The 26,426-nt window shown below is 61.9% G+C and carries 24 protein-coding genes; 17 read left to right on the forward strand and 7 right to left on the reverse strand.

The features are described 5' to 3' along the window. Positions 1 to 4 precede the first annotated feature (4 nt). Complete coding sequence (locus LC531_RS00785; RefSeq protein ID WP_223648421.1) at positions 5 to 772, forward strand: shikimate dehydrogenase family protein; 768 nt, start codon at positions 5 to 7, stop codon at positions 770 to 772. Between the two features lie 72 nt (positions 773 to 844). On the opposite strand, the gene wrbA is transcribed toward LC531_RS00785, so the two are convergent. Further along, a complete protein-coding gene (gene wrbA, locus LC531_RS00790; RefSeq protein ID WP_223648422.1) occupies positions 845 to 1,456 on the reverse strand; it encodes an NAD(P)H:quinone oxidoreductase in 612 nt (203 codons plus the stop codon). A 362-nt stretch (positions 1,457 to 1,818) separates the two neighbouring features. On the opposite strand from wrbA, the gene LC531_RS00795 reads away from it, so the two are divergent. The 7 genes from LC531_RS00795 (at position 1,819) to LC531_RS00825 (ending at position 7,355) form a co-directional block, all read left to right on the forward strand. Beyond that, positions 1,819 to 2,406, forward strand: a complete 588-nt coding sequence (locus tag LC531_RS00795; protein ID WP_223648423.1) for an RNA polymerase sigma factor — start codon at positions 1,819 to 1,821, stop codon at positions 2,404 to 2,406. A gap of 16 nt (positions 2,407 to 2,422) precedes the next feature. Further along, entirely contained in the window at positions 2,423 to 3,997 is a 1,575-nt protein-coding gene (locus LC531_RS00800) for a hypothetical protein (protein ID WP_223648424.1), read from the forward strand. A gap of 53 nt (positions 3,998 to 4,050) precedes the next feature. Continuing rightward, on the forward strand, positions 4,051 to 4,212 hold the full coding sequence (locus LC531_RS00805; protein WP_223648425.1) for a hypothetical protein: 162 nt from the start codon (positions 4,051 to 4,053) through the stop codon (positions 4,210 to 4,212). A gap of 53 nt (positions 4,213 to 4,265) precedes the next feature. Continuing rightward, entirely contained in the window at positions 4,266 to 4,634 is a 369-nt protein-coding gene (locus tag LC531_RS00810; RefSeq protein WP_223648426.1) for a DUF6970 domain-containing protein, read from the forward strand. 90 nt (positions 4,635 to 4,724) lie between these two features. Beyond that, complete coding sequence (uvrB, locus tag LC531_RS00815; protein WP_223648427.1) at positions 4,725 to 6,770, forward strand: excinuclease ABC subunit UvrB; 2,046 nt, start codon at positions 4,725 to 4,727, stop codon at positions 6,768 to 6,770. 21 nt (positions 6,771 to 6,791) lie between these two features. Continuing rightward, positions 6,792 to 7,019 (forward strand): DUF433 domain-containing protein, encoded by a 228-nt coding sequence (locus LC531_RS00820; protein WP_223648428.1) that lies wholly within the window; start codon positions 6,792 to 6,794, stop codon positions 7,017 to 7,019. A 69-nt stretch (positions 7,020 to 7,088) separates the two neighbouring features. Further along, positions 7,089 to 7,355, forward strand: a complete 267-nt coding sequence (locus LC531_RS00825; protein WP_223648429.1) for a DUF5615 family PIN-like protein — start codon at positions 7,089 to 7,091, stop codon at positions 7,353 to 7,355. A gap of 38 nt (positions 7,356 to 7,393) precedes the next feature. Here LC531_RS00825 and LC531_RS00830 read toward each other — a convergent pair whose 3' ends face one another. Both LC531_RS00830 and LC531_RS00835 read right to left on the reverse strand, forming a co-directional pair. Continuing rightward, positions 7,394 to 7,912: a DUF421 domain-containing protein gene (locus LC531_RS00830; RefSeq protein ID WP_223648430.1), complete on the reverse strand. Its 519-nt coding sequence runs from the start codon at positions 7,910 to 7,912 to the stop codon at positions 7,394 to 7,396. 100 nt (positions 7,913 to 8,012) lie between these two features. After that, positions 8,013 to 8,495 carry a hypothetical protein gene (locus tag LC531_RS00835; protein WP_223648431.1) on the reverse strand — a complete coding sequence of 161 codons (483 nt, stop codon included), beginning with the start codon at positions 8,493 to 8,495 and terminating at the stop codon, positions 8,013 to 8,015. A gap of 278 nt (positions 8,496 to 8,773) precedes the next feature. Here LC531_RS00835 and LC531_RS00840 point away from each other — a divergent pair, with 278 nt between their 5' ends. Continuing rightward, positions 8,774 to 11,047: a patatin-like phospholipase family protein gene (locus tag LC531_RS00840; RefSeq protein ID WP_223653824.1), complete on the forward strand. Its 2,274-nt coding sequence runs from the start codon at positions 8,774 to 8,776 to the stop codon at positions 11,045 to 11,047. 564 nt (positions 11,048 to 11,611) lie between these two features. Continuing rightward, complete coding sequence (locus LC531_RS00845; RefSeq protein WP_223648432.1) at positions 11,612 to 12,781, forward strand: hypothetical protein; 1,170 nt, start codon at positions 11,612 to 11,614, stop codon at positions 12,779 to 12,781. Positions 12,782 to 12,929: 148 nt separating this feature from the next. Here the strand turns inward: LC531_RS00845 and LC531_RS00850 are convergent, their stop codons facing one another. The 3 genes from LC531_RS00850 to LC531_RS00860 form a co-directional block, all read right to left on the reverse strand. Then, positions 12,930 to 13,877 (reverse strand): glycoside hydrolase family 43 protein, encoded by a 948-nt coding sequence (locus LC531_RS00850; protein ID WP_223648433.1) that lies wholly within the window; start codon positions 13,875 to 13,877, stop codon positions 12,930 to 12,932. Between the two features lie 84 nt (positions 13,878 to 13,961). Further along, positions 13,962 to 14,672 carry an alpha/beta fold hydrolase gene (locus tag LC531_RS00855; protein ID WP_223648434.1) on the reverse strand — a complete coding sequence of 237 codons (711 nt, stop codon included), beginning with the start codon at positions 14,670 to 14,672 and terminating at the stop codon, positions 13,962 to 13,964. A gap of 188 nt (positions 14,673 to 14,860) precedes the next feature. Then, a complete protein-coding gene (locus LC531_RS00860; protein ID WP_223648435.1) occupies positions 14,861 to 15,739 on the reverse strand; it encodes a DUF6263 family protein in 879 nt (292 codons plus the stop codon). Between the two features lie 260 nt (positions 15,740 to 15,999). On the opposite strand from LC531_RS00860, the gene LC531_RS00865 reads away from it, so the two are divergent. The 3 genes from LC531_RS00865 (at position 16,000) to nth (ending at position 17,652) form a co-directional block, all read left to right on the forward strand. Beyond that, positions 16,000 to 16,635, forward strand: a complete 636-nt coding sequence (locus tag LC531_RS00865; protein WP_223648436.1) for an RNA polymerase sigma factor — start codon at positions 16,000 to 16,002, stop codon at positions 16,633 to 16,635. Beyond that, a complete protein-coding gene (locus LC531_RS00870) occupies positions 16,601 to 16,798 on the forward strand; it encodes a hypothetical protein (protein ID WP_223648437.1) in 198 nt (65 codons plus the stop codon). Before LC531_RS00865 ends, LC531_RS00870 begins: the two co-directional genes overlap by 35 nt. Positions 16,799 to 16,998: 200 nt before the next feature. Next, positions 16,999 to 17,652: an endonuclease III gene (gene nth, locus LC531_RS00875; RefSeq protein WP_223648438.1), complete on the forward strand. Its 654-nt coding sequence runs from the start codon at positions 16,999 to 17,001 to the stop codon at positions 17,650 to 17,652. Between the two features lie 63 nt (positions 17,653 to 17,715). Here nth and LC531_RS00880 read toward each other — a convergent pair whose 3' ends face one another. After that, the gene (locus tag LC531_RS00880; protein WP_223648439.1) at positions 17,716 to 18,876 is read right to left on the reverse strand and encodes an alpha/beta hydrolase-fold protein; all 1,161 of its coding nucleotides are present in this window, start codon (positions 18,874 to 18,876) and stop codon (positions 17,716 to 17,718) included. Between the two features lie 140 nt (positions 18,877 to 19,016). Between LC531_RS00880 and LC531_RS00885 the strand changes: the two genes are divergently transcribed. The 4 genes from LC531_RS00885 (at position 19,017) to LC531_RS00900 (ending at position 26,389) form a co-directional block, all read left to right on the forward strand. Continuing rightward, the gene (locus tag LC531_RS00885; RefSeq protein WP_223648440.1) at positions 19,017 to 19,757 is read left to right on the forward strand and encodes a hypothetical protein; all 741 of its coding nucleotides are present in this window, start codon (positions 19,017 to 19,019) and stop codon (positions 19,755 to 19,757) included. 186 nt (positions 19,758 to 19,943) lie between these two features. Continuing rightward, a complete protein-coding gene (locus LC531_RS00890; RefSeq protein WP_223648441.1) occupies positions 19,944 to 22,700 on the forward strand; it encodes a TonB-dependent receptor in 2,757 nt (918 codons plus the stop codon). 112 nt (positions 22,701 to 22,812) lie between these two features. Next, positions 22,813 to 23,940 (forward strand): DUF4249 domain-containing protein, encoded by a 1,128-nt coding sequence (locus LC531_RS00895; protein ID WP_223648442.1) that lies wholly within the window; start codon positions 22,813 to 22,815, stop codon positions 23,938 to 23,940. A 40-nt stretch (positions 23,941 to 23,980) separates the two neighbouring features. Continuing rightward, entirely contained in the window at positions 23,981 to 26,389 is a 2,409-nt protein-coding gene (locus tag LC531_RS00900) for a hypothetical protein (protein WP_223648443.1), read from the forward strand. Positions 26,390 to 26,426: the final 37 nt, after the last annotated feature.

Below are 26,426 nucleotides of genomic sequence, written 5' to 3' on the forward strand. Positions count from 1 at the left end.
GCTTATGCGCACTTTCGGGCTGCTGGGCCGTTCGTTAGCCCACTCATTTTCGCAGCGGTACTTCAGTCAAAAGTTCACTGACTTGGGGCTAGCTGATTGTCGCTACGAGCTGTTTGAGCTGGCCGAGGCCGCTGAGCTGCCGCAACTGCTGGCCCGCTACCCCGACCTGGCGGGCCTGAACGTCACCATTCCTTATAAAGAGCAGATGGGTCTCTACCTCGCGCGGCTCGCGCCCTCGGCCGCGCTGGTGGGAGCGGTCAACGTTATTGAGCTGCGTGCCGGTGGCGAGCTGGTAGGACACAATACCGATTACGTGGGCTTCCGGGAATCGCTACGGCGCTTCTACCCCGTGCGCGGGGCGGAGGCGCGGGCACTGGTGCTGGGCACCGGCGGCGCGGCCAAGGCCGTAGCCGTGGCGCTGCGCGAGCTAGGTATTGCCAGCCAGCCGGTTTCACGCCGCCCGCAAGCCGGGCATCTCACCTACGCCGAGCTGACTCCGGCGGTGCTGGCGGCGCATCCGCTCCTTATCAATACGACCCCGCTAGGTACCTACCCGGCCGTAGAAGAATGCCCGCCGCTGCCCTACGAAGCCCTCACGCCGGGACACTACCTGTTCGACCTCATTTATAACCCGCCCGAAACCCTGTTTTTGCAGCGTGGCTTGGCCGCGGGCGCCCAAATCAGAAACGGTCTGGAAATGCTGGAGCTGCAAGCCGAAGCCGCCTGGGCCATCTGGAATGGCGAAATGGTAATTGAGGGAAATGGTAATTGAGTGCATAAAGAGAACGGTCATGCTTCCTTCGTCAGCATGACCGTTCTCTTTATGCACTCAATTACCATTTCCTTATTTCGCCAATTTACTGGCAATCTGGGCGGTGTGGCGACCCTGGAAGCGGGCTCCTTCCAGCTCGTTGGGGCTCGGCTGGCGCTCGCCCTGGCCGCCGGCCACGGTGCTGGCACCGTAGGGCGTGCCGCCGGTTACTTCGGTGTAACCCATCTGGCCCTGCCAGGCGTAGGGTAGGCCCACGATAACGAAGCCGTGGTGCAGCAGCTCGGTGTGGAAGTTGCGGATGGTTTCTTCTTGGCCGCCGTGCTGGGTGGCCGTGCTCACGAAAGCCCCGCCCACCTTGCCCACCAGTGCGCCCGTGGCCCATAGGCCGCCGGTGCTATCCATGAAGGCTTGCATCTGGCCGCAGAGGTTGCCGTAGCGGGTTGGCGTGCCGAAAATGATGGCGTCGTAATCGGCCAACTCGTTGGGGGTAGCCACGGGCACGTGGGCGAAAGCCTGCTGCGCCTCGGTCGCGCCCGTTTTGTCCAGGATTTCCTGGGCCAGGGTTTCAGGGACGCGCTTGATAGTTACCTCGTTGCCGGCTACTTCGCGCGCACCTTCCGCCACGGCTTCCGCTAGCTTCCAAACGTGGCCGTAGGTCGAATAAAATAAAATGAGCGTTTTCATGAGGGAGAAAATGGGGTGAAAAATAAGAAATGCGCGCGGGCCCAGCTAGTTGCAGGTAGCGCTTGAGGCTGACAGATGTTTATACATTAAATGTAGTTACATTGTTTAATTAACAGAAGTTATGCGTGCGTAATATTCTGACTTATAAAAATTTAGCTTAAAAATAAAATAATTTACGCTACGTATGCAACGCCTGGTGGGGGGTAGGCTTCTTAGAAGGCGTAGCGGTAGGCCCGGTGGGCAGGCGTATATTTCGTAGGCAGCTAGCTAATGATGCACATGGTTACCCGAGTTTACGCCGGCCTGCGCCGGCCCCTGCTATGAGTGCCGCCGCCTGGCCCGCGCTGGTCCCTGGAACCCCGATGCCTACTGCTAATAACTTGACGGTAAGCCGCTCTAGTGGTGCTACCCTGCCCACCGAAGCCGAGCTCATTGAGGGCTGCCTGCAAGGCCGGCAACTGGCTCAGAAACAGCTCTACGACCGCTACGCCGCCCGCATGATGGCCGTGTGCCTGCGCTATGCCCAGACGACGTTTGAGGCCGAAGACGTGTTGCAAGAAGGTTTTCTAACGGTGTTTCGGACCCTGGGCAGTTTTCGGCGCGAGTGCCCACTCGAATACTGGATTCGGCGCATCATGGTGAATGCGGCCCTGCGCCAGCACCGCCGCAACGCCCCACTGGTAGCCGTGAGCGACGGCGACTATCCCGAGCTACTGGCCAGCGAAGAATTTACCTTCAGCAGCTACGCCTACGGCGAGCTGCTGGCTGTGGTGCAGGAGTTGGCCCCGCGCTACCGGCTGGTATTCAACCTCTACGCCATCGAAGGCTACACGCACCGGGAAATCGGGGAGATGCTGAGTATCTCGGAGGGCACCAGCAAATCGCAATATTCCCGCGCCCGCGTGGTGCTCCAAACCAAGCTCGCCCGCCTCCAACCTCCCGCTAAATAATTTCAATTACTCATTTATGGAATCCCCGACCCCGCCCAAGGGTAGCTTAGAAGACCTGTTCCGCCACCACCTGCTCGAGAGCGAGGCGGCGGCGGTGCCCCCGCGCCCTCACGTGTGGGAGCAGCTGGACAATAGCCTCTTGCTAGCTCAGAATGAACAGTACCGGCGGCGGCTGCGCGCGCACCGCTGGGCCATCGCGGCCAGCCTGCTGCTGGCTTCGCTGGCCGGGGGCGGCTGGCTGCACAGCCAGCTAGCCCCGGCCCCCACGCTGGCCACGGCTACCCCCGCGGCGGCCGACCGGCCCGGCCTGGCTACCGCCCGCCGGGCAGGCGCGGCTCTGGCTCCGCCGCAGCTCAGCCCGGTTTCTATTACCAACCGCTCCGACGCTACCCTTGCTACTACCACCCCGCCCGCTATCGACCAAACTTCTACGCTGGCCTCCGTGGCCCTACCCCCTGCCACTCACCCTGGAGCGGCCGTTGCCCAGGTTGCTACCCCCACTTCGCGCGTCCGGGCCGGCCGTCGCCATTTAGGGCGCTTTGCGCCGGGCACACTGCTGGCCAGCCCAGATGGGGCTATTGTTTCGGGTGAGGCCACTGGGCGGGCTTATCTTACTGGTAATGTGGCTATTGCTCCGCCGGCTACAACTGCCGAAGCCGTCTCGGGCTCTCTACCCCTCCCAGTGGCGGTAGCCCTGGCTGCGACTGGCACACCGATGGGCGCGGAAGACGGCCCGGCCGGGGCCGCTGGCCTGCTGGCCACCCACGAGGCGGGCCTGGCGCTGCCCGTGGCGGCCTTGCCCGCCAGCTTGGACCCCGTGCCGGTGACGATGCCGCCGGTGGAGCTGGCGCGGCACTGGCAGTTTGGGCTCGGCTACGCGGTCAGCGCGTTTCAGCCCAATATCAACTTCACGAAGGCTACTGCGAGCTACGGAAGCTTTGTGACGACAAACGCGGTAGCCATTGCCCGCCCCACCACGGTAGAGTACCGCGAGAGCCTGCACCAGGGCCTGGGCCAGCGCCTGAGCCTGTGGGCTACCCGCCGCCTGGGGGCTAGCCGCTGGGGCCTGCGCACGGCCCTGGAGCTGAGCCAAAACACGGCCAGCTCGGCGGGCGCGGCGATTTATGACGACGGCCCGGTAGCAACCCTCGCGTATATGCAGGCGCTGCCGCCGCAGGCCCAGGCGCAACGCACGACGTACCGCTACCGCGCGGCCAGCGTGTCGGCTGAGGCCCGCTACACTAACCCCGTGAAGTCGGGCTTCTCGCTCTACGGCCGAATGGGCGCGCTGCTCACCACGTTATTCAGTGCCCACAGCGAAGTGGAAGGCGTGCCCGAAGCCACGCGCACCTACACTCTACTCTCGACCAGCTCGCCCTACCGGCACCTGACGGCGGGCCTGCGGGGCGGGGGCGGCATTCAGTACCGGCCGGCGGGCCACCAGTGGGCCCTCAACCTGGGGCCGGTGGCTGAGGTCGGCATTTTGAGTATGAGCGCCGACCCCGGCCAGGATTTCTGGCACCAGCCGCGGCCCTATAGCTTTGGGCTGGAAGCTGGCCTGGAGCTGGGCCGTAGTCCTAAAGCCCCTTAATTTGCCGGGCTGCCATCGCTGGGCCGCTGCGTACTATCCTTTAAAAAAAGCTTATGCCTTTTCTCTTACGCTTATTGCTGGTGGCAGCAGCAGGTGGCTGCATCGTGGGGGCGCGGCTGGCCACCCGCCACTGCCTGGGCCAGCGCCAGGAAGCCAGTCGGCCCTACTCGCGCGCTGCGGTGGGTAGCGCCCGGCTCGTGTCCCAGCTTCCTTAAGCGCGGCGCGCTTGAGCATCAGTTAATTACTTTATTCCTCGCCCTTCTGAGCTATGCGAAAATTTCGTTTGAGCGCCCTGGCTGCTCTAGTGGTGCTGCCCCTGCTGGCTGCTCGGTGCCAGAAGGAGGTAGCGCCCACGCCGGAATGCTCGACTACTAGCCTACAGGTCAAAATAGTGGAGCTGCAAGCCAAGCCCAAGGGCAACCCAGCCTACACTATCTGGCAGTATAAGTGGCAAGGCCAGAAGGTATACCTGGCCTCGGACCAGACATGCTGCGACCAGTTCGTCACACTCTATGACGGGTGCTTTAACGTACTGTGTGCCCCCAGCGGCGGCCTGAGTGGCAAAGGTGACGGCCGCTGCCCGGAGTTCTACCAGCAGGCTACCGACGAGCAGCTGGTGTGGCGCGACCCGCGCTAGGCCCTACCCCCTCGCTTTTTCTCGAAAGCGCGGAAACCTCGGCGGTGGGTTTAGGGTTTGCAAGATTGGCCTTTTTCCAGCCGCTCGCGCATGTCCACGTACCAGCTTACTTCCGACTTTCAACCTACCGGCGACCAGCCGCGCGCCATTGCTCAGCTCGTGCAGGGTGTTGAGGCCGGCGAGCCGGCCCAGGTGCTGCTCGGAGCCACGGGTACCGGTAAAACCTTCACGATGGCCAACGTGATTGCCGAAACCGGCAAGCCGGCTCTGGTACTGTGCCACAATAAGACGCTGGCTGCCCAGCTCTACGGCGAGTTTAAGGGGTTCTTCCCGAATAATGCCGTTGAGTACTATATCAGCTACTACGACTATTACCAGCCGGAAGCCTACATTGCCAGCTCCGACGTCTTTATTGAGAAGGACTTAGCCATCAATGAGGAGATTGAGAAGCTGCGGCTACACTGCACCAGCACGCTGCTGAGCGGGCGGCGCGATGTGGTGGTGATTGCTTCAGTATCATGTATTTATGGTATTGGTAACCCGGAGGAATTTAGCAAGAATGTTATCTTCTTGGCGCCCGGCCACCGCTACTCGCGCAATAACCTGCTCTACCAGTTTGTGCAGATTCTGTACTCGCGCACCGAGGTCGAGTTCAAGCGCGGCTCGTTTCGGGTGAAGGGCGATACGGTGGACGTGTTTCCGGCCTACGCCGACTACGCCTACCGCATTTTCTTCTTCGGCGATGAGATTGAGGCGATTCAGAAGATTGACCCCGTGAGCGGGCGTAAGCTCTCGGATGAGAAGAATATGACCCTCTACCCCGCCAACCTGTTTGTGACGGGTAAGGAGACGCTGAACACCGCCATCCACGAAATTCAGGATGATATGGTGCAGCAGCACAAGTACTTTGAGAAGGAGGGTCGCGACGTGGAGGCCCGCCGCATTCAGGAGCGCACTGAGTTTGACCTCGAAATGATACGCGAGCTGGGCTACTGCTCGGGTATTGAGAACTACTCGCGCTACTTCGACCGGCGCGAGCCGGGCTCGCGGCCGTTCTGTTTGCTCGATTATTTCCCCAAGGATTATCTGCTGGTTGTGGACGAGAGCCACGCCACCATTCCGCAAATCCGGGCCATGTGGGGCGGTGACCGCTCGCGCAAGACGGCCCTCATCGAGTATGGCTTCCGCCTACCCTCCGCTTTTGACAATAGGCCGCTGACATTCAACGAGTTCGAGAGTATGTACCGGCAGGCGGTATTCGTGAGTGCCACGCCGGCTGACTATGAGCTGACTCAGGCTAATGGGGTAGTGGTGGAGCAAATTATCCGCCCCACCGGCCTGCTGGACCCGGTAATTGACCTGCGGCCTAGCGTGAACCAGATTGACGACCTGCTCGATGAGGTGGATGAGCGGGTGAAGGCCGGCGACCGCGTGCTAGTGACGACCCTCACCAAGCGCATGGCCGAAGAGCTGAGTAAGTATATGGAGCGCCTGGGTATTAAGGTCGAATATATTCACTCGGACGTGAAGACGCTGGACCGGGTGGAGATTCTGCGCCGCCTGCGGCTGGGCGAGGTAGATGTGCTTATTGGCGTAAACCTACTGCGCGAAGGCCTTGATTTGCCGGAAGTTAGCCTGGTAGCCATTCTGGATGCCGACAAGGAAGGCTTCCTGCGCGACCAGCGCTCGCTCATCCAGACGATGGGTAGGGCGGCGCGTAATGAGCGCGGCAAAGTCATTCTCTACGCCGACCGCATGACGGGCTCGATGCAGCGCGCCATTGACGAAACCAACCGCCGCCGCGCCACCCAACAGGCATATAACGAGGAACACGGCATCACGCCGCGCACGGTGCGCAAGAGCCACGCCCAGATTCTAGGCCAGACCGACCTGGCCGACTACCGCACTGTAGAGGCCCAGGCCCCCGCCGGAGCCTACGCCGAAGGCGGTGCGGCCCTGGCAATGGCCGCTGAGCCGGTAGTGGCCATGATGAACCGAGCCGAGCTGGAAAAGCTCATTAAAACCACCGAAAAGCGAATGGAAGCCGCCGCTAAGGAATTGGACTTTTTGCAAGCTGCCAAGTTGCGCGACGAGTTGGGGGCTTTGAAGCAGATGCTGAAGGGGAAGAGAGATTAAAAGCCGTAATTTTAGCTCCTTATGAATACTTCGCCATCACTTATCAGCACGCAGCCCGGCATTCGGTTTGGCAAGCCCTGCATTACCGGCACACGCATCGCGGTGCAGGACATTCTGGGTTGGCTGGCTTCTGGGATGACAAACGAAGAAATTATCGAGGACTTCCCCGAATTAACGGTGGTCCACATTCGGGCGGCTTTGGCCTTCGCGGCCAATTTGGAGGAGCCCACTCGTCAACTTGCTGCTTAAATGAACTGGCTGCTAGATGCCAATTTATCATACCGGCTCGTTCGCCAGTTGACGGAACTGCCCGTGTAAGTGCGACACGTTAGTAAAACTGGGTTGCCCAACCCGGCCGAGGACCACGACATCTGGGACTGGGCAAAAAGACCTGGCTACCTGGTTGTTACCAATGATGACGATTTTTATCGCTTTGCCGGAGTGCTGGGTTTTCCGCCCAAAGTAGTTATGCTACGGGTCGGTAACCAGTCAACTCGCTCATTGGCTGCGTTATTGAGGCTACATTTGTCAACTATTCAACAGTTAGTTGATTCCCCAACCAGTGGCGTATTAGAGCTTTACTAAGTTCAGCCTGGTATACCTACGGCGGCGCTGAAACCCGCTTACTCCTTCTCCTTCTTCACCACACTTACGGAGCCGTCGTGCTCCAGGCGCACGGTTTTGGTTTCGCTGAGGTCGTCGAGGTTGGCCGCGCCGCGCACGGCGGCGCGCATGGCTTGCTCGGAAAAGCTGGCTACGCGCAGTTCGTCGTAGTGAATGAGGTCACCTTCGGCCAGAATGGAAGGCTCCCCCTTAATTAAGCGGCCTAGGGGTGGGAAAAAGTACGTGGCGTAGGCGATAACCCGGTGCAGCACCACCAGCGTGACGGCCGCCGCGATAGTGGCCCCAAACGGGCCAGCCGCCGCAATGGCGCGGCTCAGCAGCCCACCGAGCATAAACTTAACAATGGTTTCGAGGGCACTACTGCTGGCAAACGTGCGACGGCCCGACAGGCGGAGCAGCACAATAGCGATGACAAAGATGACTCCCGTGCGCCAGCAAATCTGGCTGGTGGTAATAGTGCTGGCAGAGGCAGAAAGACCCAGCAGGTCAGACCAAAGTTCTTTGATATTGTCAAGCATAGGGCGAGAATAAAGCTCCTATACGGCGGCCGATTTAAACCAGCTTGCTCAGTACCTTAAAATTGACCTAACCGAGCTGCCAAGGCTGCTCCGGGCCTGCCTACTTAGCTTGCCCGCGGGCGCGCTTGGCGGCCGCGGTGTTGGGTACGGTGTGTTCGCCGGCCCTGGAACCCGCCTGCTTTTTAGCGCTAGTGGCCTTTTGTTGGGCAGGAGTGAGCTTGTCCCAGGCTTCGGCGGGCAGGTAGCGGGTGGTGCCGCCGGCGCGGCGGGCAGGCTGGCCATCGGCTGTTTTCCAGTCTTGCTCCGTCCAGTGGTGCAGGTTGGTTTGCTTGGAATTGGGGTGGCGCTGGAGGTAGCCGCCACCAGCCTTTTGGTAGGCCAGGGTGAGCAACTGCGACTTGCGGGCGCTCCAGGTGCCGGGCTCACCGCCCTTGGCGGCCACCCTGATTTCGGTTTTCAGGCGCTCGCGTAGGGCGGGGTCCGAGTACGTGTTTTCGGCGGTGCGGCGGCGGGCGGCGGGCCGAGTCTTGGTTCGTTTGCGAGCTGGGGTGCTGCTGGCATCATCGGGGGCAGTAGTTTTCATCACAGGGCCAGAAAGGTAGAATACCAAAATTACGCGCGGCCGGCACGCGGGTTGCACGGTGCGGATAAGTTTTTATGTTTGTTTAAGGTTCATTATCAGAATATTGAACAAATTCCGGTGTTTCGATTAGCTGGTGGTCAGCCGGGCCCTGGCTGGCCGCAAGTAGTGGGCTTTGGCCAGAGCCGTCGGCGCGATGCGCGTAACTTGCCAGCTACATTTTGGCAGAACAGACTATGCGGCTAAACGGATTACGCTGGCTTTTATGGGGGTGGTTGATAGTGCAGCTGGCGGGCCCGGCCTCGGCCCAGCGAGTAGGACTGGTGCTAAGTGGCGGCGGGGCCAAGGGCCTGGCGCACGTGGGCGTACTCAAGCAGCTGGAAGCCAACGGTATCCCCATTGACTACATTGTGGGCAATAGCATGGGGGCGGTGGTAGGAGCCATGTACGCGGCCGGCTATTCGCCGCGCGATATTGAGCAGATTGTACTCTCGGAGGATTTTCAGCGCTGGGCCACCGGCAAAACGCTGCCCGACCAAACGTACAATTTTCTCACGGCTGAGCCCTCACCCGCTGCCCTCAACCTGGGCCTGTCCATTGACTCCACCTTTCAGGCCACCATCACGCCTACCCTCGTCAACGACCTGAACCTCAACTTTGCCTTGGCGAAACTGCTAGCCCCGGCGGCGGCTGAGGCCAACTATAATTTCGACAACCTGTTCGTGCCCTACCGCTGCCTGGCCACGGAAGTCTTCACGCGCGAGAAGGTGGTGCAAAAGTCGGGCTTGCTGGCCGATGCCGTGCGCAACTCGATGGCCTACCCCCTGGCTTTCCGGCCCATTCGCAACCTCGACGGGCGCTACCTGTTCGACGGGGCCGTGCTGGATAATTTTCCGACGGACGTGATGCGGAAGGAGTTTAAGCCCGACGTTATCATTGGGGTGAACGTGGGCGATGTGGCGCTCAAGAAATATCCTTACAAGAAAGATAATGAGTTGCTGACCACTACGTTGATTTTTTTGGGTACCAGCGTGGCCGATACTAATAGCGTGGGGAAAAACGGTATCTACATTCAACCGGACCTGGGCGGCCTGGGCGCAGCCGACTTCGATAAGGTGCGCACGCTCATTGCCGAGGGCGACACAGCTACCCAGCTCAAGCTACCCGAAATTCGGCAGCGCATCGCGCGTCGCGTCGATACGGTGGCCTTGCAGGCGCGCCGCCTGGCTTTTCAGCAGGGCGTGCCTACCCCCCGCTTCGTGAAGGTAGAAGTGAGCGGCCTGCGCCCCGACCAGAACGAGTATGCCCGCAGCTTTTTCCCGAAGGATGGCGCTACCTACACCCTCGACGGGCTGGAGAACGGCTACTACCGCTTGGCTTCGGACAGCTATTTCCGCAATATCTACCCGCGCCTGCGCTACGACCCGGAACTGAAGGGCTACGTGTTCGGGCTCGACGTGCAACGCAATAACAACGTTTCGGCTGAGGTCGGCTTCGCCCTGAGCACCCGGCCCATCGAGAGCTTGTATTTGGGCGTGGAGTTTCGCTACCTGCGGCGGCTGCTGTACTCGGTGGCGGCCAACGTGAGTGTAGGGCGCTTCTACAACGGCGCGCAGGCGTCGTTCCGGCTGAATGCGCCGGGGCGGCTGCCGTTCTACGTATCGCCCATCGTGACCTACAACCAGTGGGACTACCAGCAGACGGGCGGCCTGCTGGGCCGAGATGTGGTGAATACGCAGGTGCTGCAAAAGGACACGAAAGTGGGCGCGCAGTTTGGGGTGTCGCCGCGCTACCGCTCGCGCGTGGTACTCGACGCAGGGGCTTTCTTCAACGTGGACAACTATGCTAACGCGACCGATTTACAGTCGTCGGACCGGCTCGACCGCACCTCATTTAAGGGCGGCACTGCGGCGTTGCGCTTTACCCGCAACTCGCTCAACCGCAAGCAGTACGCCACGGCGGGCCAGCGCGCCGTTATCACGGTGCGGGGCGTCACGGGCACCGAGGTCTACGACCCCGGCACTACCTCCAACACCCAGGACCTGGGCGAGCGCTCGCGGCACCACGAGTGGCTACAATTCAGGGGCACCTATGAGCGCTACTACCCCCTGCGCCAGGACAAGTCGGCCTGGGGCTACTTCGGGGAAATCTCGGTCAGCGGCCAGGGCACGTTTTTCAACTATCGCTCTTCGCTGACGACCGCGCCCGTTTTCGCGCCGCTGGTCGATTCGCGCACGCTCTTTATGGAGCACTACCGCTCGCCGCGCTTTGTGGCGGCCGGGCTGCGCTACTCGCAGCCGGTGCTGGGCAAGCTGGAGTGGCGCTCTGAGCTTTTCGCTCATACCAACCTTACCCCCCTTACCGACAATAACCAGATAGCCGAGCGCGGCAAGGGCCTCAGCCGGCCCTACCTCACGGCCGTTACGGGCCTCATCCTCACCACCCCCGTGGGCCCGCTGGCTGTGCACGCCGAATACTACGATGACCCCGCCCACCGCTTCGGCGTGTACGGCCACCTGGGCTACATCCTCTTCCGTGGCCGCTCGCTGGAATAGGGGCCTTTTAGTAGGGGTAGGAATTGTCAACAGTGGCGGAGCCAGACCATAGTGGCAGCCATGTGAGTAAGAGCTAACCAATGCTTGTTCGGCTTGTCGTAGCGCGCGGCGAACTGGCGTTTGAGGCGGCTAAAAAGTCGTTCAATGGCCTGGCGCTGGGCATAGCGCACAGGGTAATACAGGCAGGGGCAATAGCGCTTGCACCGCGGCGAGATGATGGCGTAGGTGCCACGAGCGGCCAGGCTAACGGGTCCGGCGTCGTAGCTGCGGTCGGCGAGTAGGTGGGCGGGGGGTAACTCGCCGAGCAAGGGCAGCCTCGTACAAAACGGCCGTGGGCGTCAGCCACGATGTGCAGCTTGCTGCTTAAGCCCCCGTAGCGGCCGGAAGTAGGTATCCGTAGTGCGCCAGTTGCCCTAGGCCAGGGGTAGGGCACGCCACCGGCATCCATTACGCGCCAGCCACAGCATAATATTTCCTGGTTCCTCTGACTTACATATTCCCTATTTAAACCAGTGTTGAAAAACATCATTGAAGTAAAAGTGCTGGCTCCATAGATGAAAACGCTTGACGATTATGCAAAAACTTATTCTGCTGCTTTCGATTGGCCTATTATTCGTTGAGGCCCGGCCATTTTCCTGCCGTTCAGAGGCCGTTGCCCCCGAACCAACTTCCACCACGCTCGTCTGGAACGTAGCTGTCAAATACGGTCATATTACGCAGGCATCCCTCCAAATGGCCGTTGATGAGGCACGGGCCCATTTTAAAACGAGCCCCAACGATACCATCATTATCCAGATAAATGCCGGCCGGTACGCCATCGGCGGGACAGGTGGGGCGGGCATTGCGTTGGGAAACTCCTTGCAGACGGGGCCCAGGGGCCAGCTCACGATTCAGGGAGCGGGTATGGATAAGACTACGCTGGTCTTCACCGACATGGCCAGCAGCGAATTTATGGGCAGTGCCGTCCGCAACTTTACCCTGCGCGACCTGACTTGTACCCGGCCTCGGATGACTGTTTCGCAGGGCATTGTGGCACGCGTGGAGCCAGGTCAAGTTTGGCTCGACATCCAACCTGGTTTCCCTACGCCGCAACGAATCGTAGCGCCGCAAGGCAATCCGGGGAAGTATCTTCGGCGCTACAGCCACAATCCTAACAACCCTCTGCTAGATATGACGGTGGCGCAGGTGGACTGGACCATAGCCACGCGGGTGACTGCTAACCGCTGGCTGATGCAGCTCAAGTATCCCCGCATCACCCCGTTTTTGGTAGGCGACCTGATTGGCATCAAATCGATGGCGGCGGGCAATGCCGTCTGGTTTGGACAGGGTGGCAACCGTATTCAGTTCGTTCGGGTGCGGTGGATGCGTTCGACTCGGGTATTGGTGCGGGGTGGTCCGACAAATGTTCTTATTTCCGGTTGCCGGATTGATAAGGACCCGCCCCTTCAGGGGCAGTCGCCCTGCCTGGCCAGCCCGCACGGGGGGCCTCAGTTGAACCAGCCCAACGATGCCTTAGCCCGGAATATGTTCGTAGAAAACTGTTATTTCGACTCAGCGGGCGACGACTTGGTGGCTTTTTTTCATGTGGACGGGGGACACGTAACCAACAGCCTGCTCCGCAACGGCTTTGCCCGCGGCCTGCTGGTGACTAAATACGCCCAAAATATTTGTGTAGACTCCAAAACCAAAGTCGTCAACTGCCTCATTCAGGGAGTAGTCTCCACTTGTCCTTAAGCAAGGCCTCACTCATCGAGCCAGTTCAGGATGAGCCAGTAGATTCGGTACGAATCCAGGGCCAACAGCGTAGCCGTCCTCTGCCACCCTCAGAAACACGCCAGGGGGATTAGGGGCGTTCAGCGAGTAAGCAGAACGGCATCAATCCCTAAGCCTTTATAAAAGGCCAGCCCTCGGCATCGTAGCTGACTTTGCTCAGCAGCAGCACGCGGCGCGACTGGCCTTGCTCGTCATTGATAGCGTCGAAGGTGGGCTGGTGGCGGTCGATGGCGTGGTAGAGAAGCCAGTCCTGGCCCTGCGCATCGGTGACGAGGCAGTTGTGGCCGGGGGCCAGCCAGCGGGTATTTTCGGTGAGGATGGTGCCGTCGCCGCCGCGGGCCTGGGCCAGCGTTTGGTAGGGGCCGGTGGGCTGGCGGGCGCGGGCGGCCAGTACGGCGTAGCTGGCGTGGGCCCCGCAGCAGTTGTCGCCAGAGTAAAACAGGTAGTACCACCCGGCGCGGTAGTGCACCCAGCTGCCCTCAATGAGGTGGCCGTAAGTGGCTTCCCCGGCCGGCAGCGGCTGCACCACCACCTCGGCCGCGCTGCCAGCGGCGAAACTTAGGCCATTGGCGGCCAGCTCGCGCACCCGCAGCGGCCCAAAGCCCGAGCCCCAAAACAGCAGCTGCCGCCCGGTTTCCGGCTCCACGAAGCGCATGGGGTCAATATCTTGAAAGCCAGGGCCGCCCGCCAGCAGCGGTTCGGCCTGCGCTACAAAGGGGCCGGCCGGGTGCTCGGCCAGCGCCACGCCCATGCCCATGCCGGCCTGCGGGTCGTTGGGCTGCGCCGAGAAGTACATGATATAGCGGCCATCAGCGCGCTGGCTCACGTCGGGGGCCCAATAGCGCTGGCTGGTGGCGGCCCAGGCGGCTTTGTGGGGTAGCACTTCGCCCAGATACTCCCAGGTGGCTAAGTCCAGGGACCGGGCCGCCTGAATATTGATAATTTGGTTCTTATACTTCGTCTGGGTGGCGTAGGCGTAGTAATAGCCATCCGGGGCCAGCGTGATGCTGGGGTCCGGGAAATCGGTATCCAGCACGGGATTCTGGTAGGTAGGCATAAGGTTAGGATAAGCTTTCGCTTGCCGCAAGTAGTTGATTAATGTGATGTTGTTTACCGCAAGCTAAAGTTTACCGCACATTTACTACCCCACGCACTCCTTAGCCACCATAATGGGGTCTTCCAGCGGCAGCAGGTGGCCCGCGCCGGGCATCACCACCAGCGGCGAGCCGGGGGGTAGCAGCGGTAGCGTCTGGCGGCGCTGGGCCGCCAGCGGAATGGCGTGGTCGTGCTCGCCCACCAGCAGGCGGCAGGGCACCTGCACCTGGGGCATCAGGGCCGAAATATCCTCGCGCGAGCCGTGTTCCAGCCAGGCATCCCAGGCGGCCTGGCTGGTGCGCAGGTTGTCGTCCACCACGTGCTCGCGCCAGCCGGGGGGTAGGGGCAGGCCCGTGATTTTATCAACTGTTTTCTCAGCTTCGGCGGGCTGGCCGTAGGCCGCCAGGCTGGCCGCCCGGTCGGCATCACTGATGGGCTCCGGGCTCGGGGGCGAGGGCGAAAGTAGCACCAGCCCGCGCAGCCCCGCCGGCCGCCGCGCCGCCAACGCCAGCGCAAACTTACCGCTCATGCTATGACCAATAATCTGATAGTCAGCGAGCTGATTCTCCGCAATGTAGTGCGCCAGCCAGTCGGTGTAGGCGCGCACCGAGTAGTCGAAGCCCGCCGGCGCGGCCTGCGCCCCAAAGCCGGGCAGGTCGGGGGCCAGCAGGCGGCTACCCGGCGGCAGCAGCGGGGCCAGCAGGTCAAACTCGCGGCCGGCTCCGGCCCAGTAGTGCAAAGCGAGGTAGGTAGGCATAGGAGGGTAGAAATTAATGATTAGTGATTAATGATTAACGTCTGTCATTGCGAGCGCAGCGCGGCAATCGCTTCAGAACGACACGCGCGCCGCTTGCTCGGCCATTATGCGCAGGTGCGATTGCCACGACCTTGCTTGATGCGCAAAATGTTCGTAATGACAGCTAGCTTTATCAGGAAATAAATTCTTTACTCCTTAGTACCTTTAATATGAATCGTAGTGGCGATTTTCATGGCGGGCGTGCCCGTCAGCGTTTGCTTGAGCTGGCTGTCGGCAAGTAGGCCGGTGGCCACGTCCACGTCCATTGTGCCAGTCTGGGTGCCGGCTAGGCTCACCGCGCCCTGCCCGTCGAGCTTGCTGCTGACGCCAATGTGGGCCACACCGTCGCTGATGCTGTTGAGCTTATAGGTGCTGGTGGCACTCATGGTCATGGGGCCCATTGTCACGGAAGTTACCTTAGTCCAGGTGTCGCCGGGTTGCACGGCGTGGTTGGGATAGATGTTAAACGACTGCTCCATCATGCTCTTGATAGCCTTATCGTTAAGCGTCTGGCTCAGTTGGGTGCGCATGGCTACGGCGTTGGGGTTGGCGGGGTCCACCAGGCTGTTCACCAACTCGCTCACGCCCTGTACGCTGGTTACCCGGCCGGCCTCGGTCACGCCCACCGTGAAGTGCTTGCCCACCAGGCCACCCATCAGGGCGAGCGGGCTGCCCTTGGTGCTGGGGTCGCGGCTATCGTAGGTCATTTGCTGGCTGCCCGCGTCCATCTTCATCGCGACCCGGTCGTAGCTCACGTCCAGCTTTGTGGCGCTGTCGGCGGCCGACTTCACCGCGAACGAGCTGACCATCGTAATGTCCTGCTTGATATTCTGGCCCCCGGCCTCAATAGCCTGCACGCTCTGTGCGTCGTAAGAAAATTTACTGCCGGGCTTGAGATTGAATCTCAGCCGCACGTTATCGCTCGGGTTGTCACTCGTGGGTGTGCTTTTTTCGGAATGCTTGCCGCAGCTGCTGAGCACGGCCGCCAGCCCCAGGGCCAGCGCGGGAAGAGAAGAAATTAGACGCATAACTTAAGGAGCCGGCGGGGGAAATAACCGCCGCTTCTACAACGATAAGCTGCTGCTTAGGTTAGCGCAGCGGGGTAGGCTACGGGCAATACCAACTTTTTTTTAAGTAGCCTTCCGCTCCGGGTGGATAATCCCGCAGCTGCCTGCTACATTTGGCTTGATTATGGCGGGCCTTCTTTTTAACCCGCGTTCCTTTTTTTAACTTCTTACTGCATACTATCGACCCAAAGCTCTACGTTACCCTTTACCCGTAGTTCTTTATGGAACCCATGCAGCCGAGCGATTCCGCGCTCATCGACCTCTACCTGGCGGGCCGCGAAGCGGCGTTTGCCCAACTGCTCCAGCGCCACCAGGCGCGGGTCTACACTACCATTCACCTCGTAGTGCGCGATGAGGACATGGCCGACGACCTGACCCAGGATACGTTTATCAAAGCCATTCACACCCTGAAGAGCGGGCGTTACCAGGACGAGGGCAAATTTGGCTCCTGGCTGTGCCGCATCGCGCACAACCTGGCCATCGACGCCTTCCGCCGCGCAAAAAGAGCGCCCCAAACCAGCCTCGATGACAACATGGGGCTTGCTAATTCGTTACACCTGTCGGAAGAGTCGGCCGACGACGCGCTGGGGCGCGAAGAAAGCCACGCGCACCTGCGCCAGCTCATTCAAGAACTACCCGCTGCCCAGAAAGAAGTGCTGCTTATGCGCCACTACGGCGATATGAGCTTTCAGGAGATTGCCGACGCGACCGGCGTCAGCATCAACACGGCGCTGGGCCGCATGCGTTATGCTCTCATCAACCTGCGGAAAAAAATGGCCGCGCATTCGCTCCTGTATGATTCAAACCTTACCCCACCCGACGTTGCTTCGCTACGTGTACAACGAATTGCCAGCTGACGAGCAGCACGAGGTCGAGGATGCCCTGCTCCACGACCCCGCTCTGGCCGTAGCTTGCGCCGACCTGCTGCTTGCCCAGCGCACCCTCGACCACCTGGCCCGCGCTCCGCGCTCGGCTACTACGGCCACTATCTTGCAGTACGCCAGCACGTTCATGCGCTGAAGGGTACAATTTATTTCATAGAGAAGGTCGTTTTTTCAAAAAGAAGAACGTCATGCTCATCTGGCGTCCGCTTGTCGAAGCATCTCTGCCGCGCCGCTTAGGTTAGTAAACCAACTGGCGCGGCAGAGATGCTTCGACAAGCGGACGCCAGATAAGCATGACGTTCTCTTTTAGCGAATAGCACCACCCTACCCCCCCAAATGACCCGGCCCGAACGGTTTCGTCGCTTTCTCGACTACTTCGCCACCCACTTCCCGGAGCCTAAAACCGAGCTGGCCTACGCCAGCCCATATGAGCTTATCGTGGCCGTGGTGCTGAGCGCGCAGTGCACCGACAAGCGCGTGAACCAGGTAATGCCCGCGTTGCTGGCGCAATTCCCTACCCCCTATGAATTGGGCGAAGCCGCGGCCGAGGATATTTTCCCGTTTATCCGCAGCGTTTCCTACCCTAATAATAAGGCTAAGCACCTGGCTGGCCTGGGCCGGCTACTCACCAGCGACTTTGGCGGCGAGGTGCCGAGTACCATCGAGGAGTTGCAACGCCTGCCGGGGGTAGGGCGCAAAACGGCCAACGTCGTCGTGTCTGTGATTTATAACCAGCCCGTGATGGCCGTCGATACGCACGTTTTTCGGGTGTCGCACCGGCTGGGGCTGGTGCCCAAAACGGCCACTACCCCCCTGGCCGTGGAGAAAGCGCTGGTCAAGTATATTCCGCCGGCTGTCATCCCGAAGGCGCACCACTGGCTTATTCTGCACGGCCGCTACGTATGCGTGGCCCGCTCGCCGAAGTGCGAAGTTTGCGCGCTGCGTGAGTTTTGCGCGTATTACGGGAAGTTTCGGGTTTCGGCTTCGTAATCGAAAACGTTTGTCCTTGCCGCGTCTTTGCTTGATGCGCAAAATGCTCGCAAGGACAAACGATTAACAATCAACCAGCCACTCGTACCCCGCCGCAAACTCGCGCCGCCAGAACCACTCGGCATGCTGACCGTCGGGTAGGGCGTTGAAATTCAAGTTGTCAGCTGGTACGCCGGCGGCTTGGAGGGCGTCGCGCACGGTGGCCATGAGCGGCAGCATCGTGGGGCTTTCGAGGGTGCCGCACGCGAAATACCAGCGGGTATCGGGGCGGGGCGGGTGCTGGGCCACGTAAGTCAGCAGGCTTGGCCCGGCAAACCAGTAGGCCGGTGAAAAGGCCCCTACCCCCCCAAACACGGCCGGGTAGCGCAGGGCCGCGTAGGTGGCGATGAGTGCGCCCATGCTGGAGCCCGCCACGTAGGTAGCCGCCCGCTCGGGCCGGGTGCGATAGTGATGGTCGATGAATGGCTTGAGGGTATTCACCAGAAAATCAACGTATTGCTCGCCCTCACCGCCGCGCCGGAGGCGGGCATTATGCCAGGGCGAATACTCGTCGAGGCGGTGCCGGGCGGCATTGTCCACGGCCACCACCACGCAGCCGCGCGGGTCCTGGCCGCTGGCGGCGAGCTGGTCGAGGGTTTCGTCCACGCCCCACTCGCCGGCAAAGGAGGTGTACTGGTCGAACACGTTCTGGCCGTCTTGCAGGTAGAGCACGGGGTAGCGACGCGCCGCGTCGGCGGCGTAGCCGGGCGGCAGGTACACCCACACCCGGCGCACGCGCCGCAGCTGCGGCATGGCAAAGGCGGGACTGAGAATGTGCACATTAGGCGAAGCCGAGTGCTGGCGCGGCGGAATAAAACCGCCCTGGTCCTCCCAGTTCAGCACCTCCAGCCGCAGCTCGGCGGGGCCCTGGCCGTAGAGGTAGCGGCGGTTGGGGATGGCGCGGTTGTCGGCGTCGGTTTCGATGGTGGGCCAGCTGCCTCGGCAAAACTTGAAGTCGAGCGTGCCGCGGCCGGGGGGTAGGGCCAGGTAGTAGCTGCCGTCGGCGGGGTCGAAGCTGAGGGCGTAGGCCGGGTCGTCGGTCGTCCAGCCATTGCCGGAGCCGGCCAGGTAGATGGTCGCGCCGGCTGGCGTGTTGGCCGGCACGCGGGTCAGGCGCACAGTGACCGGCACGCGGGCCGGGCGGCGGCCCAACCGGCGCAGCAGGTGGGAAACTATTTTTTTCATGGGCAAGGCAACGACCGGCGGCTCGCAAAGGTCGGGAGGATAGGCTTTGGAATGAGGAAAGACAAACGGCTTCCTCAGTTCCTCATGCTACCCTCTCCACTTATTCCTCAGGTGCTACATTTGAGTTTCTGCGTGCTTACATGAATTTTTTCGCATTCTACAGTCTTTGCCTGCTCCTGGCTACGGGATTTTATCGGGTTCAGGCTCAAGAAATTGCAGCGGCTGATAGCAGCACCGCTGCCGCCGTGCGGGCCGCCACCCAGCGCTACCACGCCGCCACCCTGGCCGACTCGCGCCTGCTCAGCGGCACCGACTACGTGAACCGCACCAAGCCCTACGTGCAGGGTAGCCCGTTTTTTCCGGTGAGCGAGGTGCAGCTGGGCAGCGTGCGCTACGATGGCTTTGCCTACGCGGCGGTGCCCATGCGCTACGACTGCCAGCGCGACCAGCTGGTGGTGCAGCCGCCCGGCCGGGCCATCAGCTTGCAGCTGGTGCCCGAAAAAGTAGCCACGTTCACGCTGGCCGGCCACCGCTTCGTGCGCCTGGTCACCGACTCGGTGGCCAACCCGCAGGTGCGCACCGGCTTCTACGACCTGCTCGTGGATGGCCCGGCCCGGCTGCTGGCCCGGCACCACAAAAAAAGCTACGAGCGCCCTACCCCCGCCGGCATGGAAGGCCACTTTGAGCAAACCACGCGCTACGTGGTGCAGCACCACGACGCCTATTACCCCGTCACCCGCCTCAAAGACGTGCTGGCGGCGTTCCCGGACCAGAAAGCGGCCTTGCAGAAATTCGTGCGCAAGCAGCACCTGAGCTTTGGCGAGGGCCTGCGGCAGTATTCGCTCACGGCGCTGGTGGGATATTATAATACGCTGCGGTAGTGGGGTAGGGGATTACTTTAAGTAGGTAAGAAAACGGTCATGCTGAGCTTGTCGAAGCATCTCTGCCGCATCGTTGAACAGCCCGAATTAAGCGGCAGAGATGCTTCGACAAGCTCAGCATGACCGTTCTTTTACCAGTTGAATAACTGCTTCAGTACTTGAAAAAAACTCTCTTTACCACATTCTATGCTAATAATTTACCGTCTGGGTTTCCTGCTAATCTTGCTGAGCGGCGCGCTGCGTGGCTACGGGCAGCAGGCGGGGCCGCCCATCAGCGGGCAGTTTGAGCGGGTGCGCTTCGCGGAGTTTGCGCGGCGCGTGGAAGCCGCTACGCCCTACCGCTTCTTTTACGACGCGGCCGACGTGGATAGCCTGACTATCAGCCTGAACGCGACCGGGCAGCCGCTGGCCGAGGTGCTGGGGCAGGCGCTGGCGGGCAGCAAGTTGCAGTTTGCCGTGGATGCGGCCCGCCACGTTTTCATCTCGACTGCGCCCGCCATCCAGACCGCGCTGCCGCCCGGCTACTTCACCGCGCCCGCGCCCGACGTGGCCGCTGGCCGCCCCGAAGAGCCGGCCGCTGGCGCGGGCGCGCCCAGCCGGCCCGCGGCCACCCGGCTCTACGAGGTGGGTAGGGGGCAGGCTGCGCCGGCCGGCGGCCGGGCTACCCTCACCGGCCGCGTGCGCGATGCCCGCACCGGCGAGCCGGTGGTGGGCGCGGCGGTGTTCGTGGAAGGGCCGGTTATCGGCACCGCCACTGACCAGTTTGGGGCCTACGCCCTGACTTTGCCGGTGGGCCGCTACACGGTGAACGTGCGCGGCATTGGGCTGCGCAACGCCCGCCGCCAGGTGCAGCTGTTCGCCAGCGGCCCGCTCGACGTGGAGGTAGAGCAGGACATTACGCCCCTCAAGGAAGTGGTGGTGATTGGGGGGCAGGACCAGAACGTGAGCAGCACCCGCATGGGTGTGGAGAAGCTGGACATCAAGCAGATAAAGCAACTGCCCTCGGTGTTTGGCGAGGCCGACGTGCTGCGGGCGGTGCTGCTGCTGCCGGGCGTGAAGTCCATCGGCGAGGGTAGCACGGGCTTTAGCGTGCGGGGCGGCAACACGGACCAGAACCTGGTTTTATTTAACGACGCGACGATTTATAACCCGGCGCACTTGTTCGGCTTTTTCTCGGCTTTTAACCCCGACGCGGTGAAGTCGGTGGAGCTGTACAAGAGCGCCATTCCGGCCAAGTATGGGGGTAGGCTGGCCTCGGTGCTGGACGTGGAAACCCGCGAGGGCAACCGCAAGAAGCTGGCCAGCTCGGCCGGCATTGGGCCGCTTACCAGCCGCCTCACCCTGGAAGGACCGCTGGTGAAGGACAAAGGCTCGTTTCTGGTGGGCGGCCGCACCTCGTATTCCGACTGGCTGCTGCACCTCGCGCCCGATGCCAGTTTGAAGAAAAGCGCAGCCTCGTTCTACGACCTGAACGCGCACCTGAGCTACGACCTCGATGCGCGCAACTCCTTGTACGCCACCGGTTACGTGAGCCGCGACCACTTCCGGCTGGCTAGCGACACCACGTTTGAGTACCGCAACACGGCCGCCAGCGTGAAGTGGCAGCACGGCTTTAGTAGCCAGCTGGCGGGGGTGCTCACGGGCACGTACAGCCGCTACGCACTCAGCAATTCGAGCGACCAAAACCCGGTCAGCGCCTCGCGCTTTGCCTACGCCCTGAACCAGACCGGGCTGCGCGCCGACCTCACCTATTACCGCGATGCGCGGCACACCGTCACCTTCGGGGGGAGCAGCACGCTCTACCGCATTGCGCCCGGCGAGCGCGTGCCGCTGGGCGATAACTCCTTGACCAAGACCGACGTGCTGGGCCGCGAGCAGGGCCTGGAAAGTGCCCTCTACGCCGCCGACCACTGGGACGCTACCCCCCGCCTGGCCCTCGACCTGGGCCTGCGCTACTCGCTCTATAACGCACTGGGGCCGGGACTGGTGAACAGCTACCTGCCCAATGTTTCACGCTCGGAAAGCACCATTACGGGCGTTACAAACTACGGTAGCAACCAGATTATCCAGACCTACCAGGGGCCCGAGTACCGGCTGGCGGCGCGCTACGCGCTGACGCCTAGCTCCTCGCTCAAGGCCAGCGCGGGGCGCACGCGCCAGTACATTCACCAGCTCTCGAACACGGCCGCCATGTCGCCCACCGACACCTGGAAGCTGAGCGGCCGCTACCTGCGCCCGCAGGTCGGCGACCAGTTCGCGCTGGGCTACTACCGCAATTTCCGGCAGAACACCATTGAGGCATCGGTGGAGGGCTATTTCAAAACCACCCGCGACTTCGTGGATTACAAGAGCGGCGCGGTGCTCATCCTCAACCACCATATCGAAACCGACGTGCTGAACGCCCGCGGCCGCGCCTACGGTGTAGAATTCCTGCTGCGTAAGTCCACCGGCCGCCTCAATGGCTGGCTCAGCTACACTTACGCCCGCACGCTGGTGCAGGTAAACACCGCCACCGACCAGGTGAACGGCGGCCGCTACTACCCCGGCAACTACGACAAGCCTCACGAAGCCACGCTAGTGGGCAACTACCGCTTCTCGCGCCGCTTCAGCACCTCCATGAACGTGAACTACAGCACCGGCCGGCCCATCACGCTGCCGCTGGCTAAGTACTACGTGAACAATACGTTGCGCCTGCTTTACTCCGACCGCAACGCCTACCGGGTGCCCGATTATTTCCGCGTGGATATGTCACTCAACATCGAGGGTAATCATAAAATCCACAAGCCTTTCCACAGCTCCTGGACGGTGGGCGTGTACAACCTCACCGGCCGCCAGAATCCTTATTCCGTCTATTACAAGTCGCAAAACGGCACTATCAATGGCTATCAGCTTTCCATTTTCGGCTCGCCCATCCCGACGGTTACGTACAATGTGCGGTTCTGACGTTCATCCCATCCCCTCTCCTTCGGGAGAGGGGAGCCGGTCATGTGCAGTAGCAAGTCGTCAGGCTCCCCTCTCCCGAAGGAGAGGGGGTGGGATGACGTGGGGAGGAATAATGCTGCTTCTGCAGCTGGCCAGCTGCGTGAAGCCCTATAACGCGCCCGTACCCGCCGCCGCCAAAAGCTATTTGGTAGTGGATGGCTACATCCGCACCAACGGGCCAAGCACGTTCCGGCTCTCGCGCACGCTGGGGCTGACGGCCAGCCAGCCCCAGGCCGAAAGCCAGGCTAAGGTGCTGATTGAGGATGATTTGGGTAACGATTACTCGCTCAGCGAGCAGCCGGCCGGCACCTACACCCTAAGCCAACCTCAGCCCCTGGACTCGACCCGGCACTACAAACTGCGAGTGACCACGGCGGGCGGCGCGGCCTACGCATCGGACTTAGTGCCGGTGCAGCTGACGCCGCCCATTGATACTGTTTCCTGGAATTACACCGGTGAGGGTGTGCAAATCGCCGTGTCGACTCACGGCGCGCCCGGCCGCCCCACTACCTTCTACCGCTGGGACTACCAGGAGACCTGGCTCTACACCTCGGCTTTCTACTCGCATTTGGTTTATAATAAAGACAGTAGCGAATTTGTGCGGCGCAACGAAGACATTTACCACTGCTGGAACACGGCGGGCTCGAACACGATTAACCTGGGTAGCACCGCCGCGCTGGCCCAGGATGTGCTGAGCCGGCAGCCGCTGGGACTTATTCTTAATAAGTCGGTGAAGCTGCGCATCCGGTACAGTATTCTGGTGCTGCAATACGGCCAGACTGCCGACGAGTATAAGTACTGGGAAACGTTGAAGAAAAACACCGAAAACATCGGCTCGCTCTACGATGCGCTGCCAACGCAGCTCACCGGCAACCTGCACAACGTGGCCGACCCCGCCGAGCCGGTACTGGGCTACGTGGGGGCGCATTCGGTGCGCAGCCGCCGCATTTTCATTGACCGCACCGAGCTGCCCTTGCCCTCCAACTGGCTGTTTGAGACGGGCTACGAAAGCTGCGGTAAAATGCCCGATGTCTACTCACCATTTGAGGCCAGGGGCTTGCTTATTGGCGATAAGACCTTACCCATTGACCCGGCGTACAACGAAAAGGGTGCCGAGGTCGGCTACCTCGGCGCTTCGGCCGACTGCGTGGACTGCCGCGCCCGCGGCGGCAGTAACCTGCGGCCGAGCTTCTGGCGCTAGGCGACTCATTTTGAATGATAAGCATCTCATCCCTAGCATAATGTCTGCTATTTTTCTTCGCCGCTTTTCGCGCCTGTTACTGCTGGCGCTCCGGCTGGCGGCCCTACCCCCCGCTTTGGCCCAAGCCCAGGCCGTGCCCGACTCACTGCCGGGCCTCAGCCGGCCGTTTGCGCGCTATACCCGGCAGGCGTTGGTCGAGCAGCTGTTCGCGCACCTCGACCGGCCCACCTACGCGGCCGGCGAAACCATGTGGCTGAAAATCTACGCCGTGGATGGCACCCGGCACCAGCCGCTAGCCCTGAGCAAAATCGCCTACGTGGAGCTGCTTAATGCTCAGCAGCAGCCCGTGCTGCAAGCCCGGCTGGCGCTGAGCCGCGCCACCGGCCACGGCTCGCTGGCCCTACCCCCCGACCTGCCCGCCGGCCCCTACGTGCTGCGCGCCTACACCAGCTGGATGCGCAATTTCAGCCCCGAAGGCTACTTCCACTGCCCGGTCACGGTGCTCAATACTGCCCGCCCGCCCGGCCCCGCCGCTCGGCCCGCCGCGGCCGGCTACGACGTGCAGTTCTTCCCCGAAGGCGGCCAGCTGGTGCGCGGCCTGCGCAGCCGCGTGGGCCTGCGCGTGGTGAACGCGGCCGGCCAGGGCGTGGCCGCCACCGGCATTGTGCGCGATGCGCAAGGCCAGCCCGTAGCCACATTCGAGACGCTGAAATTCGGCCTGGGCAGCTTTGATTTCACGCCCGCACTGGCCGGCGCGGGCTACGTAGCTGCTGTTCAAATAACGGATGGACAAGATATTAGTGTGCCGCTGCCAGCCGCCACTGAAGCCGGCTACGTGCTGCGCCTGGCCGACGCCACCGCCGACTCCGTGCGCCTGACGGTGCAGGCCCAGGGCAGCGCCCTACCCCCCGGCCCGGTGGCGGTGCTGGGGCACGCCGGCCAGCGCATCGTGGCCGCGGTTCGTGGCCCGCTGGTCGGGGGGGTAGGGGAGTTTGCGTTTGCCAAAAAAGACCTGCCCGACGGCACGATGCGCTTCACGCTGTTTGACGGCGCGGCGCGGCCCCGCGCCGAGCGGCTGTATTTTCAGCGGCCCCGGCACCCGCTGGCGTTGGTCGTGGCCGCGCCGGCCGGCTACGCCCCCCGCGCCCGCGTGGAAGTGCAGCTGCGCGCCGACGCGCCCGCCAACGCCTCGCTGGCCGTGTACCAGCTCGACTCGCTGAACGCCGCCGAGCCGGCCGACATTGATACGTTTTTGAGTTTGACCTCGGAGCTGAAAGGCCACGTGGAAGCGCCCAACTACTACCTGCGCGATACCAGCGCTACCGCCCGCGCCGCCCTCGACAACCTGCTGCTGACCCAGGGCTGGAGCCGCTTCCGCTGGGACGATGTGCTGGCTGCCCGCCCGCCCGCGCTCCCCTACCTGCCCGAGGTGAACGGCCACTTCGTGCGCGGCCGCCTCACGGACCGCCGCACCGGCGCGCCGGCCGCCGGCCTCACCGCCTACCTGGCCTCGCCGAGCCGGGCCATTCGGCTGTATAATGCTATTAGCCAAGTAGATGGTATTTTACGGTTTGAGACGAACCCGTTTTACGGCCCTACCCAGCTGGTGCTACAAACCGATTATTTGCGCGATAGCACGTATCACTTGGAGCTGTTGAGTCCGTTTTCGACGCAGTTCGCGGCCGGACAGGCTCGGCCTTTCGCGCTAAGCCAGGGGCTGGCGGCGGCCCTCACCCAGCGCTCGGTGCAGGTGCAGACGCAGCGCAGGTTTTTCAGCCGCTTTGAGAATGCGTATACCCAACCCGCGCACGATACGCTGGCCTTTTATGGCCGGCCCGACGAGCAGTATTTACTGGATGACTACACCCGCTTTCCGGTGCTGGAGGAAGTGATGCGCGAGTACGTGCCCGGCGTGCTGGTGCGCAAGCGCCGCGACGGCTTCCACTTCCTGGTGGTGGACAAGCGCAACGACGCCACGTTTCGCAACAACCCACTGGTGCTGCTCGACGGCGTGCCGGTGTTTGATGTGAATAAGATAATGGCTTTCAGCCCCTTAAAAATCCGTAAGCTCGACGTGGTAGATGGCCACTTTTTCCACGGCCCCCTCACCTACGACGGTGTGGTGAGCTACACCACCTACAAGGGCGACCTGGCCGGCTTCCCCCTACCCCCCCAGGCGCTGCTCGAAGAGTACGAGGGTTTGCAGGGCGAGCGCGAGTTTTTCGCCCCGCGCTACGAAACCGCCGCCCGGCAGCAAAGCCGCCTCCCCGACTTCCGCAACCTGCTCCACTGGCAGCCCGACATGACCCTGACGCCCGGCCAGCCCCGCACGCTCACCTTCTACACCTCCGACCAAGTGGGCCGCTACCTGGTAGTAGCCCAGGGCCTCGCCGCCGATGGCCGCGCCGGTAGCGCCCGCCTGGTGCTGGAAGTGAAGCCGGCGCTGTGAGAAATTAGAAGCTTAAAAGACAAGAAGTTGTCTTTGC

Source organism: Hymenobacter psoromatis (genome assembly GCF_020012125.1).
Lineage (GTDB): Bacteria > Bacteroidota > Bacteroidia > Cytophagales > Hymenobacteraceae > Hymenobacter > Hymenobacter psoromatis.

Excerpts from the sequence above, each read along its gene's own strand:
- LC531_RS00785 (WP_223648421.1), top strand. The coding sequence starts at position 5 with ATGCGCACTTTCGGGCTGCTGGGCCGTTCGTTAGCCCACTCATTTTCG.
- LC531_RS00795 (WP_223648423.1), top strand. The coding sequence starts at position 1,819 with ATGCCTACTGCTAATAACTTGACGGTAAGCCGCTCTAGTGGTGCTACC.
- LC531_RS00900 (WP_223648443.1), top strand. The coding sequence starts at position 23,981 with ATGTCTGCTATTTTTCTTCGCCGCTTTTCGCGCCTGTTACTGCTGGCG.
- LC531_RS00800 (WP_223648424.1), top strand. The coding sequence starts at position 2,423 with ATGGAATCCCCGACCCCGCCCAAGGGTAGCTTAGAAGACCTGTTCCGC.
- LC531_RS00805 (WP_223648425.1), top strand. The coding sequence starts at position 4,051 with ATGCCTTTTCTCTTACGCTTATTGCTGGTGGCAGCAGCAGGTGGCTGC.
- LC531_RS00860 (WP_223648435.1), bottom strand. The coding sequence starts at position 15,739 with ATGCGTCTAATTTCTTCTCTTCCCGCGCTGGCCCTGGGGCTGGCGGCC.
- LC531_RS00850 (WP_223648433.1), bottom strand. The coding sequence starts at position 13,877 with ATGCCTACCTACCAGAATCCCGTGCTGGATACCGATTTCCCGGACCCC.
- nth (WP_223648438.1), top strand. The coding sequence starts at position 16,999 with ATGACCCGGCCCGAACGGTTTCGTCGCTTTCTCGACTACTTCGCCACC.
- uvrB (WP_223648427.1), top strand. The coding sequence starts at position 4,725 with ATGTCCACGTACCAGCTTACTTCCGACTTTCAACCTACCGGCGACCAG.
- LC531_RS00895 (WP_223648442.1), top strand. The coding sequence starts at position 22,813 with ATGCTGCTTCTGCAGCTGGCCAGCTGCGTGAAGCCCTATAACGCGCCC.
- LC531_RS00835 (WP_223648431.1), bottom strand. The coding sequence starts at position 8,495 with ATGAAAACTACTGCCCCCGATGATGCCAGCAGCACCCCAGCTCGCAAA.
- LC531_RS00890 (WP_223648441.1), top strand. The coding sequence starts at position 19,944 with ATGCTAATAATTTACCGTCTGGGTTTCCTGCTAATCTTGCTGAGCGGC.
- LC531_RS00880 (WP_223648439.1), bottom strand. The coding sequence starts at position 18,876 with ATGAAAAAAATAGTTTCCCACCTGCTGCGCCGGTTGGGCCGCCGCCCG.
- LC531_RS00885 (WP_223648440.1), top strand. The coding sequence starts at position 19,017 with ATGAATTTTTTCGCATTCTACAGTCTTTGCCTGCTCCTGGCTACGGGA.
- LC531_RS00820 (WP_223648428.1), top strand. The coding sequence starts at position 6,792 with ATGAATACTTCGCCATCACTTATCAGCACGCAGCCCGGCATTCGGTTT.
- LC531_RS00855 (WP_223648434.1), bottom strand. The coding sequence starts at position 14,672 with ATGCCTACCTACCTCGCTTTGCACTACTGGGCCGGAGCCGGCCGCGAG.
- LC531_RS00810 (WP_223648426.1), top strand. The coding sequence starts at position 4,266 with ATGCGAAAATTTCGTTTGAGCGCCCTGGCTGCTCTAGTGGTGCTGCCC.
- LC531_RS00830 (WP_223648430.1), bottom strand. The coding sequence starts at position 7,912 with ATGCTTGACAATATCAAAGAACTTTGGTCTGACCTGCTGGGTCTTTCT.
- wrbA (WP_223648422.1), bottom strand. The coding sequence starts at position 1,456 with ATGAAAACGCTCATTTTATTTTATTCGACCTACGGCCACGTTTGGAAG.
- LC531_RS00865 (WP_223648436.1), top strand. The coding sequence starts at position 16,000 with ATGGAACCCATGCAGCCGAGCGATTCCGCGCTCATCGACCTCTACCTG.